The sequence below is a fragment of the Nocardioides sp. NBC_00368 genome, assembly GCF_036090055.1.
Lineage (GTDB): Bacteria > Actinomycetota > Actinomycetes > Propionibacteriales > Nocardioidaceae > Nocardioides.
Map to the genome: position 1 here is coordinate 1,915,005 of NZ_CP107970.1, position 13,887 is coordinate 1,928,891.

The 13,887-nt window shown below is 69.1% G+C and carries 16 protein-coding genes; 11 read left to right on the forward strand and 5 right to left on the reverse strand.

What is annotated here, in order from left to right; genetic code table 11:
• Positions 1-54 precede the first annotated feature (54 nt).
• Both OG984_RS09165 and OG984_RS09170 read left to right on the forward strand, forming a co-directional pair.
• Positions 55-630 carry a YciI family protein gene (locus OG984_RS09165; RefSeq protein WP_328531280.1) on the forward strand — a complete coding sequence of 192 codons (576 nt, stop codon included), beginning with the start codon at positions 55-57 and terminating at the stop codon, positions 628-630.
• A 10-nt stretch (positions 631-640) separates the two neighbouring features.
• The gene (locus tag OG984_RS09170) at positions 641-991 is read left to right on the forward strand and encodes a UBP-type zinc finger domain-containing protein (protein ID WP_328531281.1); all 351 of its coding nucleotides are present in this window, start codon (positions 641-643) and stop codon (positions 989-991) included.
• 72 nt (positions 992-1,063) lie between these two features.
• Here the strand turns inward: OG984_RS09170 and OG984_RS09175 are convergent, their stop codons facing one another.
• Complete coding sequence (locus OG984_RS09175; protein WP_165108803.1) at positions 1,064-1,267, reverse strand: cold-shock protein; 204 nt, start codon at positions 1,265-1,267, stop codon at positions 1,064-1,066.
• Positions 1,268-1,484: 217 nt separating this feature from the next.
• Positions 1,485-2,993: a sodium/proline symporter PutP gene (gene putP, locus OG984_RS09180; RefSeq protein ID WP_328531282.1), complete on the reverse strand. Its 1,509-nt coding sequence runs from the start codon at positions 2,991-2,993 to the stop codon at positions 1,485-1,487.
• A gap of 173 nt (positions 2,994-3,166) precedes the next feature.
• Here putP and OG984_RS09185 point away from each other — a divergent pair, with 173 nt between their 5' ends.
• The 6 genes from OG984_RS09185 to OG984_RS09210 all read left to right on the forward strand — a co-directional run bounded on the left by OG984_RS09185 (position 3,167) and on the right by OG984_RS09210 (position 9,049).
• Positions 3,167-3,619 carry a hypothetical protein gene (locus OG984_RS09185; RefSeq protein ID WP_328531283.1) on the forward strand — a complete coding sequence of 151 codons (453 nt, stop codon included), beginning with the start codon at positions 3,167-3,169 and terminating at the stop codon, positions 3,617-3,619.
• Positions 3,620-3,724: 105 nt separating this feature from the next.
• Positions 3,725-5,473: an acetate--CoA ligase gene (gene acsA / locus OG984_RS09190; RefSeq protein ID WP_328531284.1), complete on the forward strand. Its 1,749-nt coding sequence runs from the start codon at positions 3,725-3,727 to the stop codon at positions 5,471-5,473.
• On the forward strand, positions 5,470-6,492 hold the full coding sequence (pdhA, locus tag OG984_RS09195; protein WP_328531285.1) for a pyruvate dehydrogenase (acetyl-transferring) E1 component subunit alpha: 1,023 nt from the start codon (positions 5,470-5,472) through the stop codon (positions 6,490-6,492). The genes acsA and pdhA overlap by 4 nt, the downstream gene beginning before the upstream one ends.
• A complete protein-coding gene (locus OG984_RS09200) occupies positions 6,489-7,478 on the forward strand; it encodes an alpha-ketoacid dehydrogenase subunit beta (protein WP_328531286.1) in 990 nt (329 codons plus the stop codon). The genes pdhA and OG984_RS09200 overlap by 4 nt, the downstream gene beginning before the upstream one ends.
• A 3-nt stretch (positions 7,479-7,481) precedes the next feature.
• On the forward strand, positions 7,482-8,762 hold the full coding sequence (locus OG984_RS09205; protein WP_328531287.1) for a dihydrolipoamide acetyltransferase family protein: 1,281 nt from the start codon (positions 7,482-7,484) through the stop codon (positions 8,760-8,762).
• A complete protein-coding gene (locus tag OG984_RS09210; RefSeq protein ID WP_328531288.1) occupies positions 8,759-9,049 on the forward strand; it encodes an acyl carrier protein in 291 nt (96 codons plus the stop codon). Before OG984_RS09205 ends, OG984_RS09210 begins: the two co-directional genes overlap by 4 nt.
• Positions 9,050-9,079: 30 nt before the next feature.
• Here OG984_RS09210 and OG984_RS09215 read toward each other — a convergent pair whose 3' ends face one another.
• Together OG984_RS09215 and OG984_RS09220 are read right to left on the reverse strand one after the other, a co-directional pair.
• Entirely contained in the window at positions 9,080-10,030 is a 951-nt protein-coding gene (locus OG984_RS09215) for an ATP-binding protein (protein ID WP_328531289.1), read from the reverse strand.
• A gap of 54 nt (positions 10,031-10,084) precedes the next feature.
• A complete protein-coding gene (locus OG984_RS09220) occupies positions 10,085-10,630 on the reverse strand; it encodes a CGNR zinc finger domain-containing protein (protein WP_328531290.1) in 546 nt (181 codons plus the stop codon).
• A 26-nt stretch (positions 10,631-10,656) separates the two neighbouring features.
• On the opposite strand from OG984_RS09220, the gene OG984_RS09225 reads away from it, so the two are divergent.
• The 3 genes from OG984_RS09225 to OG984_RS09235 all read left to right on the forward strand — a co-directional run bounded on the left by OG984_RS09225 (position 10,657) and on the right by OG984_RS09235 (position 13,497).
• On the forward strand, positions 10,657-10,851 hold the full coding sequence (locus OG984_RS09225; protein ID WP_328531291.1) for a hypothetical protein: 195 nt from the start codon (positions 10,657-10,659) through the stop codon (positions 10,849-10,851).
• A 332-nt stretch (positions 10,852-11,183) separates the two neighbouring features.
• Positions 11,184-11,765, forward strand: a complete 582-nt coding sequence (locus OG984_RS09230; RefSeq protein WP_328531292.1) for a response regulator transcription factor — start codon at positions 11,184-11,186, stop codon at positions 11,763-11,765.
• A gap of 406 nt (positions 11,766-12,171) precedes the next feature.
• Positions 12,172-13,497, forward strand: coding sequence for a tyrosine-type recombinase/integrase (locus OG984_RS09235; protein ID WP_328531293.1), 1,326 nt, complete (start codon positions 12,172-12,174; stop codon positions 13,495-13,497).
• Positions 13,498-13,504: 7 nt separating this feature from the next.
• On the opposite strand, the gene OG984_RS09240 is transcribed toward OG984_RS09235, so the two are convergent.
• Positions 13,505-13,717: a helix-turn-helix domain-containing protein gene (locus OG984_RS09240; protein ID WP_328531294.1), complete on the reverse strand. Its 213-nt coding sequence runs from the start codon at positions 13,715-13,717 to the stop codon at positions 13,505-13,507.
• Positions 13,718-13,887 lie beyond the last annotated feature (170 nt).

The following is a 13,887-nucleotide window of genomic DNA, read 5'->3' on the forward strand; positions in this document are numbered from 1 at the left end:
GGCTCCACCCTAGGACCAGCCGACATAAACCGATTGCGCGGGACGCCGCGGCCCGTGACGCTCAGCGCCATGGAGTTCTTCTGCTACCACCGCGACCGTCCGGGATCGACACCGCTGCGAACCGAGATGGTGGAGCAGCACTGGACCTACATGGACGCCTTCGCCGAGACGATGATCGCCCGGGGTCCGACCTTCCTGGACGACGACACCCTCACCGGCAGCGTGCACATCCTCGACCTCCCGGATGCCTCCGCCGCCCGCGCGTTCGCCTTCGAGGAGCCCGGCTACCAGGCGGGGGCCTATCGCGACGTGATGCTGCGACGGTGGAGCAACTCCCTCGGCCGGACCATGTGGGACTACGACGGCCGGCCCGGCAGCGACCGTTACCTCGTCCTCGGGTTCACGGAGCCGACGACGGACCGCCTCGACCTGCCGGACAACGACGCGCTGATCGCCGCCGGACCGCTGCTCTCCGACGACGGAGCCGCGGTGCTCGGCGCGGCCGTGCTGCTGGAGGCGGCATCCGAGCCGGTCGCGCGGGCGATCCTCTCCCCCGACCCCTACGTCGGGATCGAGGTCCACCGCTGGGAGTTCGGCGGGCGGCCAACGCAGCAGGGCCCGGCCCGGTAACGTGAGCGCCATGACCGGCACACCAGGGATCGACGTCGCTGCCCCGCCATCCGGCACCGGATGTGCCGAGTGCCTCTCGAGCGACTCCGGCTGGTGGTTCCACCTTCGGCGGTGCGCCGAGTGCGGACACGTGGGCTGCTGCGACAGCTCCCCGGCGCAGCACGCCAGCCACCACTTCCGCGAGACGGGGCACCGCTACATGCAGAGCTTCGAGCCCGGCGAGACGTGGTTCTGGGACTTCGAGAACCAGGAGGCGCTCCAGGGTCCGGAGCTGGCCGCGCCGACGAGCCGGCCCGAGTCGCAGGCCGCACCGGCACCCGCGGATCGCGTCCCGCAGGACTGGCAGTCGCACCTGCACTGACCGGGGCGACCCGAGGGCGCGTACGCACGAGGGGCCCCGACCGCAGCAGCGGTCGGGGCCCCTCGTGGTGAATCAGGAGACGCGGACGTTCTCGGCCTGCGGGCCCTTGGGGCCCTGGGTGACGTCGAACTCGACCTTCTGGTTCTCGTCGAGCGACTTGTAGCCGTTGGTCTGGATGGCGGAGAAGTGAACGAACACGTCCTCGCCGCCGCCGTCCTGCGCGATGAAGCCGAAGCCCTTGTCAGCGTTGAACCACTTGACGGTGCCCTGAGCCATGATCTTTTCCTTTGTTCGGTGCCGGGACACTGTGCCCCGAGCCGCTGAAGACATCCATCTGTGCTGATGTCCAGCGAACCGAAAACCAGGATAAAGAGATACAAGCCGCGACTTCGTGTGCGGCCAGGACGACTTGCAGAGCCGTCCCTTCAACATCCCTCACGGTACGCCATCAGGCCCGGAATCGCGGTTTCCACGCGATCCCGGGCCCGTCGGATCAGACCCGCGCCGACTCCTCGCGCGAACCGTCGGCCTCGAGCAGGCGGATCGCCTCGTCGAACTCGGCCTCGATGTCCGGGTTCTCCTTGTAGGTGGCCAGGCTGACCACCACGGCGACGATCGTGTTGAGCACGAAGCCCGGCACGATCTCGTACATCTGCGAGCTGAGGGCCTCGATGTTGCCCCACACGACGACGGTCACCGCACCGACGACCAGACCGGCCAGCGCACCAGGCGCGGTGAGCTTTCGCCACCACAGCGCGAGCAGGATGATCGGGCCGAAGGAGGCGCCGAAGCCCGCCCAGGCGTAGGCGACCAGGTCGAGCACGGTGCCGGTCTTCGGCCAGGCCAGGAACGCCGCCACGACAGCGATGCCGAGCACGGCGAGCCGGCCGAACAGGACCAGCTGGCGGTCGGAGGCGTCGTTCTTGAAGACGGCCTTGTAGAGGTCCTCGACCAGCGCCGAGGAGGTCACCAGGAGCTGGGAGGAGATCGTGCTCATGATCGCGGCGAGCACGGCGGCGAGCATGATGCCCGCGACCAGCGGGTGGAAGAGGATCTGGCCCAGGACGATGAAGACGGCCTCCGGGTCCTTCAGCGTCGCGTCGGGGTTCTGCTGGAAGTAGGCGATGCCCACGAGCGCGGTGCCGACGGCGCCGAAGAGGCTCAGCAGCATCCAGCCGATGCCGATGCGCCGCGCGGAGGCGGCCTCTCCTGCCGTACGCAGGGCCATGAACCGGACGATGATGTGCGGCTGGCCGAAGTAGCCCAGACCCCACGCCGCCGCCGAGATGACACCGAGCGCGGTCGCGCCTTCGAGCATGCTCAGCCGCGACGGGTCGACGGCGCGGATGCTGTCGAAGGTCTCAGCCGGCCCGCCGGTCACGAAGACACCCACGACGGGCACCAGGATCAGTGCGAGCAGCATGATCGCGCCCTGCACGAAGTCGGTGTAGGAGACCGCGAGGAAGCCACCGAAGAGCGTGTACGCCACCACGACCGCGGCCACCACCAGCATGCCGGTGTGGTAGTCGGTGTTGAACGAGCTCTCGAAGAAGACGCCGCCGGCGACCATGCCCGAGGACACGTAGAAGGTGAAGAACACCAGGATGACGGCGCCGGAGGCCATCCGCAGCAGCCGCGAGCTGTCCTTCAGCCGGTTCTCCAGGAAGCTCGGCACGGTGATCGAGTCGCCCGAGACCTCGGTGTACGTCCGCAGCCGCGGCGCCACGACCTTCCAGTTGAGCCAGGCGCCGACGGTCAGGCCGACGGCGATCCAGCCCTCCATCAGCCCGGTCGCGTAGATCGCGCCGGGCAGGCCCATGAGCAGCCACCCGGACATGTCCGAGGCACCCGCGCTCAACGCACTCACCATCGGGCCGAGGTCACGGCCGCCCAGCATGTAGTCGTCGAGGTTCGAGGTGCGCCGGTAGGCCCAGGCGCCGATGCCGAGCATCGCGACCATGTAGGCCACGAGCGCAAGCATTTGGTAGGTCAGGTCTGACATCAAAACTCCATAATCGGGGGAAACGCCGCCGCAGAACCTAACCCGTAGACCTCGTTTGACTGTGATCGACGCCGCACGGCCGCGCTGGACCACGTCTGAGGTTGCTTGGCATCGGCGTGACGATCTCGACGTACGCACCCGCGGCGGGCTCAGATGCCCTACGGTCTTCCGCTGTGAGTACCACTGTCATCGTGGCCGCGACGAGTCTCCTCGCCACCCTTCTCGGTGCCGGGCTCGGCGCGTACTGGCAGCACCGGAACAACCGCAACCTGCAGCTGCTGGACGCCAGGATCCGCGTGTACGGCGAGTGCGCGGCGAGCCTGTACGAGTTCGAGCGCGTCACCTACAGCCGCGTCAAGGCCAGGCTCGACGATCTCCCCCACGCTGAGCGGGAAGCCCTGCGACAGGAGGCCTACCGCAACAACTCGGCCGCGCGCGCAGCCATCGGTCAGCTGAGCGTCCTCAGCGCCGGCAGCGCGGTCCCCAAGCGGTTCGGGCGCATCCGCGAGGACATCGGCGACCTCAACGACGCCACGGACCGCGAGGACCTCAAGGAGCGGCACGACAAGATCTACGTGGACCTCGACCGGGTTCTCGAGCAGGCCCGCACCGACCTCACCCGCTAGCTCGACGGTGACCAAAGCCCCTCGCCGGGTCCACTTTGGGCCCTGCCGACCCGACTCTCCCGCGGGCGAGATTCGTAGGGACAGCGGGTCGCGAGGAGGATCGGCATGCAGGCAGTCATCGAGGGAGAGTCTCGGACCTTCAGCGACTACGAGGAGGCGTACCGCGCCTTCTCCTGGGAGTCGGTGCGCGCGGGTATCCCGGACCTGCCCGACGGCCGCGGGTTGAACATCGCCCACGTCGCCGTCGACCGGCACCTGGCCGAGGGCCGCGGCGGCACCGTCGCGATCAGATGCGTGGCCGAGGACGGCACGGTCGAGGACCTGACCTACGCCGATCTGGCGGCCCGTACGAGCCGCTTCGCCAATGTCCTGGCCGAGCTCGGAGTGAGGAAGGGCGATCGGGTGATGAGCCTGCTCGGCCGACAGCCCGAGCAGTACGTCGTCGCGCTCGGCACGCTCAAGCACACTGCGGTCTTCTCGCCGCTGTTCTCCTCGTTCGGCCCCGAGCCGATCCGGGACCGGCTCTCGCTCGGCGATGCCCGCGTCCTGGTCACCACCCCGTCCCTCTACCGCCGCAAGGTCGCGCCGATCCGCGCCGACCTGCCGGGGCTTCAGCACGTCCTGCTCGTCGGCGACACCGCCGTCGAGGGCACGATCGCACTCGATCCGGCGTTGGACGCGACGTCGCCGGACTACGCGATCCCGCGGACCGACCCCGGGGACATGGCTCTCCTCCACTTCACCAGTGGCACGACCGGCAAGCCCAAGGGCGCCGTGCACGTGCACGAGGCCGTCGTGGCGCACCACGCCACCTCCGCCTTCGCGCTCGACCTGCGCCACGGCGACGTGTTCTGGTGCACGGCCGATCCTGGTTGGGTCACCGGCACCTCGTACGGCATCATCGCGCCGCTCACCCACGGCGCGACCCTGATCAGCTACGCCGGTGAGTTCGCCGCCGAGGCGTGGTATCGCCTGCTCGAACAGCAGCGGGTCGACGTCTGGTACACGGCACCCACCGCGCTGCGCATGCTCGTCAAGTACGGCACCGATCTCCCCCGGCAGCACGACCTCTCCGCACTCCGGCACATCGCCAGCGTCGGCGAGGCGCTCAACCCGGAGGTCGTGGTCTGGGGCCGCGAGGCGTACGGCCTCACCGTGCACGACAACTGGTGGCAGACCGAGACCGGCGCGATCATGATCAGCAACTACCGGGGCACGGAGGTACGCCCCGGCTCGATGGGCCGGCCGATGCCGGGCATCCGGGCCGCGGTGCTGGCCCGTGGCGAAGACGGCCGAGCCGCGATCGTCGACGGCGCCGCCCGCGAGGCAGGCACCGACGAGGTCGGTGAGATCGCCCTGCGGCCGGGGTGGCCCTCGATGTTCCGCGGCTACCTGAACGACCAGGAGCGCTACGACTCGTGCTTCGCCGGCGGCTGGTATCTCAGCGGCGACCTGGCGCGCGTCGACGCCGACGGCTACTTCTGGTTCGTCGGCCGGGCCGACGACGTGATCAAGTCCGCCGGTCATCTCATCGGGCCGTTCGAGGTCGAGACCGCGCTGATGGAGCATCCGGCCGTGCTCGAGTCCGGCGTCATCGGTAAGCCGGACGCGGTGGCGGGTGAGGTCGTCAAGGCGTTCGTCACGCTCAAGCCCGGGTTCGAGCCGTCCGACGACCTCGAGCTGGAGCTGCTCGCCTTCGGCCGGCGCCGGCTCGGCGGGCTCGCCCCGAAGGAGATCGCGTTCGATCCGCACCTGCCGCACACCAGCAGCGGAAAGGTGATGCGCCGGCTGCTGAAGGCGCGTGAGCTGGGTCTGCCCGAGGGCGACCTGTCCACCCTGGAGCGGCCGTCATGACCGCCCACCGCCGCCCTGCTCAGACCAAGGCTCCGCAGACTCAGAGCGGCGCAGTCGCCAAGCATCGGGCCGAGCTGCTGCGTACGATGCTGGCCATCCGCCGCTTCGAGGAGCGGTGCGCGGAGCTCTACAGCGCCGCCAAGATCCGCGGCTTCCTGCATCTCTACGTCGGCGAGGAGGCGATCGCCACCGGCGTCGTCTCGGCGCTGTCCGGCGACGACGCGATCGTCTCGACGTACCGAGAGCACGGCCACGCGCTGGCCCGCGGCGTCCCGATGGACGCCGTCATGGCCGAGCTCTTCGGCAGACAGACCGGCTGCAGCCGCGGCCGCGGCGGGTCGATGCACCTGTTTCACCGGCCGACCTCGTTCGTCGGAGGCAACGCGATCGTCGGCGGCGGGATCCCGCTGGCCGTCGGTCTGGCTCTCGCCGACAAGCTGCAAGGACGTGACCGGGTGACGGTGTGCTTCTTCGGCGAGGGCGCCGCGGCGGAGGGCGAGTTCCACGAGGCACTCAACCTCGCCAGCCTGTGGCAGCTGCCGGTGCTCTTCTGCTGCGAGAACAACCGCTACGCGATGGGCACCACGATCGCGAAGGAGCACGGCCGGACCGATCTCGCGCTCCGTGCCTCGTCCTACGGTCTCGTCGCGGCCCCGGTCGACGGCATGGACGTTCTCGCCGTCGAGAGCGCGGCGCGACGGGCGGTCGACGGCATCCGGTCCGGCGGCGGTCCGCACTTCCTCGAGCTGGCGACCTACCGCTTCCGGGCGCACTCCATGTACGACCCGGACCGCTACCGCGACAAGACCGAGATCGCGGACTGGAAGGGACGCGACCCGATCGACGCGCTCGAGACGGTGATGCGGGCCGACGGCCAGCTCACCGACCAGGCACTGAGCGCGATGGAGGCCGAGATCGCCGCCGAGATCGACCTGGCCGTCGCCGCCGCCGAGGAGGGCCCGCTGGAGCCGGTCGAGGAGCTGACCCGATTCGTGTGCTCGGACCAGGAGGCGTCATGACCACAGCGACCGCGTTGGAGACCACCTATCGCGACATGCTCCGAGAAGCGCTGCGCGAGGCGCTCCGCGAGGACGACCGGGTGTTCCTGATGGGCGAGGACGTCGGTGACTACGGGGGCTGCTTCGCGGTGAGCCTCGGTCTGCTCGAGGAGTTCGGTCCTGAGCGGATCCGGGACACCCCGCTCTCCGAGTCCGCCTTCGTGGGGGCCGGTATCGGCGCGGCGATCGGCGGGATGCGACCGATCGTCGAGGTGATGACCGTCAACTTCAGCCTGCTCGCGCTCGACCAGATCATGAACACGGCGGCATCGCTGCTCTACATGTCCGGTGGGCAGTACAACGTACCTCTGGTGATCCGGATGACCACCGGCGCCGGACGGCAGCTGGCCGCGCAGCACTCGCACAGCCTCGAAGGCTGGTACGCCCACATCCCAGGCATCCGGGTGCTCACCCCGGCCACGCTCGAGGATGCCCGCGGAATGCTCGCCCCCGCGCTCGCGCACCCCGACCCGGTGCTGATCTTCGAGCACGGCTCGCTGTACACGTTGAAGGGGACGATCGCCGCCGATGCCGGCCCGGTGGACATCGACCACGCAGCCATCCGCCGGCCGGGCACCGACCTGTCGTTGATCACCTACGGCGGCACGCTGCAGAAGACGCTCGAGGCGGCCGAGACCCTGGCCGAGGAAGGGATCTCCGCCGAGGTCGTCGACCTGCGCACCCTGCGCCCGCTCGACGACGCGACGATCATCGAGTCGGTGCGACGTACGCATCGGGCCGTCGTCGTGGACGAGGGCTGGCGCAGCGGGAGCATCTCCGCCGAGATCGGCACTCGCATCATGGCGCAGGCCTTCTACGATCTCGACGCCCCGGTGGAGCGGGTCTGCACCGCCGAGGTGCCGCTCCCCTACGCCAAGCACCTGGAGGACGCCGCTCTCCCGCAGTCCGAGGACGTCGTCGCCGCCGCCCGCAAGGTCGTGAGGTGAGCCATGGCCGACTTCACCATGCCCTCGCTGGGAGCCGACATGGACGAGGGCACGCTCCAGGAGTGGCTGGTCAAACCCGGTGACGCCGTCCACAGGGGCGACATCGTCGCCGTCGTGGACACCGCCAAGGCCAACATCGAGGTGGAGTCCTTCGTCGAAGGCGTCGTCCAGCAGCTGCTCGTCGAACCGGGGACCACCGTCCCCGTCGGACAGGTCCTCGCGGTCCTCGGGAACGGAGTCTCCGCAGCGCCGTCCGGCGAGGAACCGGTGGCGCCATCGCCCGAGGTCGAAGCACCACCTGTCGCACCGACCCACGCCCCGAAGAGAGCGCCCAAGAAGGCGCCGAAGAAGGGCGCGGAGGAAGCCGCGGCGGACGTCCCGGTGGCTGCCGAAGTGGCTGCCGAGGTAACTGCCGAGCGCCCCGGATCGGTCCGCGTGACTCCTCTCGCCCGGCGACTGGCCGCCGAGCTGGGCGTCGACCTCCGAACCGTGACGACGACGGACGACGCGCCGATCCGCGCCAAGGACGTACGCGCCGCGGCGGCCTCGCCCGCCCCCGTTGCCGCGGCCCCGCCGGAGCCGGTTCCCGAGGAGACCCACCCGGCGCACCAGCCGCCCAAGGCGGACGCGATGCGCACCGTGATCGCCAACCTGATGAGCCGCTCGAAGCGCGAGGTTCCGCACTACTACCTCTCGACCACGGTCGATCTGGGGCACGCGATGGCGTGGCTGCACGAGCGCAACCGTGCCCTCGACGTCAGCCACCGGCTGGTGCCGGCGGCGCTGATGCTGAAAGCGACCGCGCTGGCCGCGCAGGCGACGCCGGCGCTGAACGGCTTCTGGGTCGACGGCGGCTTCACCCCCGGCGGTGCCGTGCACCTGGGCATCGCGATCTCGCTGCGTGGCGGTGGACTCGTCGCTCCCGCGCTGCACGACGCGGCCGACCTCTCCGTCGAGGAGCTGATGGCAGGGATGCGGGACCTGGTGACCCGCGCCCGCGCGGGCCACCTTCGTGGCAGCGAGCTCAGCGACTCGACCATCACGGTCACCAACCTGGGCGAGCAGGGCGTGGAGGCGGTGCACGGGGTCATCTACCCGCCGCAGGTGGCGCTGGTCGGCTTCGGCCGCGTCGTCGAACGGCCCTGGGCGGTGGACGGCCTCATCGGCGTACGTCCTGTCACCACGCTGACTCTCGCGGGCGACCACCGCGCCACCGACGGCTTCACCGGCGCCCGCTTCCTCACCGACATCGAGCAACGACTCCAGCACCCGGAGGACCTATGACCCGCGACGCCACCACCATGTCTCCCGCCGCCGCCCGCGCGGCGATCGCTGCGGCGATCACGCGAATCGTGCCCGACGCCGACTTCGACGCCCTGCCCGACGATGCTCAGCTCCGCGCCGAGCTGGAGCTCGACTCGCTCGACTTCCTCTCCTTCGTCGAGCTGCTCAGCGGCTCGACCGGCATCCGGATCGACGAGTCCGACTACCCCGACCTCGCGACCATGGGCCGCGCCATCGCCTTCCTGACGGCTCGTGCCACCGACGGCGGGGGCCGCGGAGGAAAGTAGCGAGCCGTCGGCTCGATCAGCCCGCCTCTGTCACCCCAGGCCACCTTGCGCCCGTACCCATTCGTCGTACGGCACGGGGTCGGCGTCCTCCTCGGCCTGACCGACGATGCTGTCGGTGAACCAGGTCCGCAGGGACACCATCTCCGGCGTCGAGCGCAGGGTGAGCAGGTGGTGGGTCTCGCCGATCTCGTCGGCCAGGTTGTCCGCGGCGAGCAGCTCACGGAGCAGGGGCGCCATCTCGCGCGGAAGGGTCATCTCGATGTCGACGTACTCCAGCCCCGCCGCGGCTGCGTCCAGGGCGATCCGACGACCCATGTGACGCGCGAAGGCCGGCCGGGTCACCAGGCGTTCGATGAGCTGGCCGAGCTCGCGCGGCGGGGTCGGGCCGTCGTCGGAGTCGATGAGCTGGAGCTCACGGACCAGATCGTCGAGGCGCTGGTCGATCTGGAGACCGAGCTGCACCGGGCAGCGAGGCAACCGGACGGTGACCCAGTCCGCTGGCAGGACGACCGGCTCCGCCATCGGCTGCTCGCCGAACTCGACCGCGGGAGGTCGTACGTCGTGCTCGACCCCGTCGCCGACGAGGTCTGCCCAGATCCTCCGGCCGTCGACACGCTCCTCGATCCCCCATGACTTCGCCAGCACCGACACGATCGCCAGCCCGCGCCCGGTGGTGCCTTGACTCTCGACGGGCGGCGGAGCCACGGCCGGGAGCGGAACCAGTGCGCCGTCGTCCTCGACGCTGAGCCGCACCCCGGGCTCGAGATCACGCATCCGGACCTGCATGTAGGGGCTGCCGCTGTGCAGCGCGGAGTTCGCCGCCATCTCGGTCACGCACAGGGCGGCGTCGTCGACCAGATGCGGACGGCCCCACTCCCGGAGCCCGTCGGTGACGAATCTGCGCGCACCGGGCACGCTGGCGGCCTCGGCGGAGAGACGCACCCGCAGCTCAGGACGGCCTCTGTCGGGCACAGAGATCATGGGCCCAGTCTGCCCCGCGCCTCCCCCAGTCGTCACTGATCTCGACAGGGCCGATCAGTTGACGCCGGATCGCCGGGCCCGGTGGCGGCGGACCGCAGCCCGGTTGGCACAGCGGACCGAGCAGTAGCGCTGGCGTCCGTTGCGGGTCACGTCCACGACCACCGCGGTGCACGAGTCCCCCTCGATCTGCCCCGCGGCGCACCTGCTCAGGCGGTGGATCCCGCGAGTGGTCAGGTGCAGCGCCGTGCCCACGCTGATCACCGCTCGCAGCACGTCGGGAAGCGAATCGTTGGTGTCGTCACGGAAGTGGATGTGCCACCCCTCCTCGTCGTGGTCGGTCAGCCTCGGGTACGCGGTCGCCTGCGCCATCAGCTCGTTGAGCAACCGCGCCCGTTCCGCCGGCTCCTGCGCATCGACGACACGGAGCCACTCGTCGATCACCTCCCGAGTACGTCGGTGGTCGTCCGCAGACTCACCGAAGTCCATCGTCATCCCGAACTCCCGGGTCCGAGCCTCGATCCCGGCCCGGTCCTCGGGCCAGTCGTCGGCCAGCGAACCGGCCATCAGCACGGCGTACTCGCCGTAAGGGTTGAGATGCATAAGACCATTACAGCAAAGTGGCGACCATGACCGACAGCGCAATCGAACAGTCCCGGGACGTGGACGCCCTCCACGAGCACGGCTGGCTCACCGAGTCCAGCCATCAGACGTCGGAGGGTCGAGTTCTCTACGTGCGCTGCGCCCGGTGCGGCGTACGTCGTGTCGACCTCCAGCCGCACCCGCTCCTGCCGCCGCAGTCACTGAGCCGCGAGCAGGGCTGACACCTGACGCCACATCGGGGCGCCGGGCCGCGACCCCGAGCAGGTGTCGAGGTCGCGGCACCCGACGACGCCATCGTGGTGTCACTTCCGCACCTTGCGGCAGGAAAGAAGTCACCCAGACCTTTCATCGGGTGAACCCACGGTAGTCGCGCCCCCACCCCTACATGCAACCGATCATCGTGTTTCACAGTCGCCTGAGCCGAACTCGCGGTCAGCCTCGAACGTCCGATTCGAGAACCCGCGTGCCCGTGGAAACGGCCATTCCGGCCACGCCACCCGCTCCGTTCTGAGAAGGTCAGGATGTGACCGGGCCGAAGTTGGTGCGAGTTGCGGTGATCAGTCCGCAGGAGGTCGTCAGGCGTGGGCTCACCACGATGCTCGATGACTATCCCGACCGCGTGGCGGTGACCGCACTTCCATGCGCCCACTGCCACACCGCCCGGGTCGATGTGATCGTGTACGACACCTTCGGCCTGTTCCTCGCCGGCGAGCGTGAACTCGCCCACCTGCTGCACGAGACCGATGCGAAGGTCTTGATCTGCAGCCGAGACCTACGCCCCGACCTACACGCCCGGGCCCACGCACTGGGCGCCAGAGCCTGGATCTCGATGAGCGCGCACGCCCACGAACTCGTACGCAGTATCGAACTCACCGCCGCCGGCGAGCCGATCAACGAGCCCCGCAGCGACCGGCAGGGCACAGCAGCGGGGCTCACCGCCCGGGAGATCGAGGTCCTCATGCTGATCAGCCAGGGGTGGTCCAACCAAGAGATCGCGGAAAGGCTCGCCATGAGCGGGAACACCCTCAAGAGCCACGTCCGGCGGGCCTACCGAAAGATCAAGGTCACCACCCGCAGCCAGGCGGTCAGCTGGGCAATCGCCCACGGCCTCGCGTCGCCGACCGAGCGTCCCTGACTCGGCCGGGCACGCGAGTCCTGCCTCTCGGATGTGCTGGATCGATCGACCATCGCCGACAGCCGGCGACCATCTCCGCTGTCGGACTCACCGGCGCCAGCGTCGACGCCCACGTCGGGCGAGGCGAGGTGCGACCTCGAGCCCGACGCGAGGCAGCATCCGCGCAGCACGTCTCGACAGAAGAAAGGCCGCCTGACCTGCTTATCAGCAGGTCAGGCGGCCTTTTCCAGGTGGTGCGTGATACTGGGTTCGAAGGGGTCGGACCTGGATCATGAACCCTGCGGAATCACCAGGAAAACCAGCAGCCGACCTGGGACTTTATGATCCTGCGAACTCGGTCCCGTCCGGCATGTTCCGGAACCGCGTGCCATCCGAAGTAGCACTCACGTAGCACTTTGGAGGAACGATGACGACCAAGACGAAGCGAGGCTTCGGCCGCGTCCGGCAGTTGCCGCCGACCAAGGGCGCACGCTCCGGGCGATGGCACGCATTTTACAACGACCCGTACGGCGCGGTCCGGCTCTCCGCCAGCGGGAAGCCCACCCCTGTGCGCCACAACGGCCCGCACACCTTCGACACCAAGCTCGATGCCGAATCCTGGCTTCTCGATGAGCGCAGGCTTATCTCGAACGGCACTTGGACGCCCCCGGCCGAGCGCAAGCTCGCTCGCAAGCGCGCAACAGAATCCGGCGTCCTGAAGTTCGGCCCGTACGCCGACGAGTGGCTCGCCAACCGCAAGGTCAAAGGGCGTCCGCTCGCAGGACGCACTCGCGACGAATACCGACGCCTTCTGGACAATCACATCTTCCCGACCTTCGGCGACCTCCCGCTGACTGCGATAAGCACCCCGATGATCGACAACTGGTATCAGGTCACTGCGAAGCGGACGCCGACCCAGCGCGCCCGCGCCTACGGACTGCTCCGCACGATCCTCGGCACCGCCGTAGAACGCGACCTGATCACGACCTCCAACCCTGCCAAGGTACGCGGCGGCGGGACGTCCACGCGGCGACACAAGGTCGAGCCAGTGAACAACGAGGAGCTCGCGATGATGGTCACCGTCATGCCCGAGCGTCGCCGACTCATGCTCCCGGTCGCGGCTTGGTGTGCCCTCCGCTTCGGCGAGCTCACCGAGCTCCGTCGCAAGGACATCGACCTGGACCGCAAGGTCATCAAGGTCCAGCGGGGCGTCACCCGGGTAAAGGACACCAGTGACCTCCCACCCGATTCCCGACTCTGCGGGTGCCGGCCGAGCTGCGTGATCGGACCGCCGAAGACCGAAGCAGGGGTCCGCGACGTACCCATTCCGCCACACCTCATCCAGGACCTCCGCGACCACCTCGACATTCACACTCAGCCAGGCGCCGACGGACTGCTCTTCGCCGCAAAGACCGGCAACCACCTCAACGCCAAGCCCTTCTACGGTGCCGCGACGACCTTCCACACGAAGGGCCCGAAGAAGGGCGAGGTGAAGCGCTCCGGCTACGGCTGGCACGAAGCCCGCCGGCTCGCCGGCCGCCCCATGCTCCACTTCCACGACTTGCGCCACACCGGTTTGACCAACGCCGCGATCGCCGGCGCGACGTTGGCTGAACTCATGGCTCTAGCCGGCCACACGACGCCCACCGCCGCGATCCGCTACCAACACGCCGTCGCCGACCGTATGCAGGACCTCGCTGCCAGGATGTCCGTCCTGGCTGGTTATCCGGCAGAGACCAATCCGCCCACGTGACCGACACTCAGCGGTCGCCGGTAACGACCGGGATCCTGTGGAACAGCGTTTCCAGATCCGTTCGCCTCACCCGCACGATGCGCGCACCGATCCGATATGCAGGCAGTTTCCCGCGTGCGATGTAGTTGCGCAGCGTCCGGTCCGTCACCCCAAGGATCTCCGCCGCCTCGGCGAGTGAGTACGACGCCATCGGGTCCTGCTGCATCCTCGTCGTCGTCATGATGATCTCCCTCCGAAGTGGCGACGTTCCTCTGGTTTCCACAGCACACCCGAGGCGATTCGAATGGACCATGCCCGCATGTTTGCCCGCACGCTGTCGCAGCGGTCAGGGCACTCCCCGTTCGGTGATCGGCGGTTGAGTCACCGACACCTACGTACCCCCGCGGACGA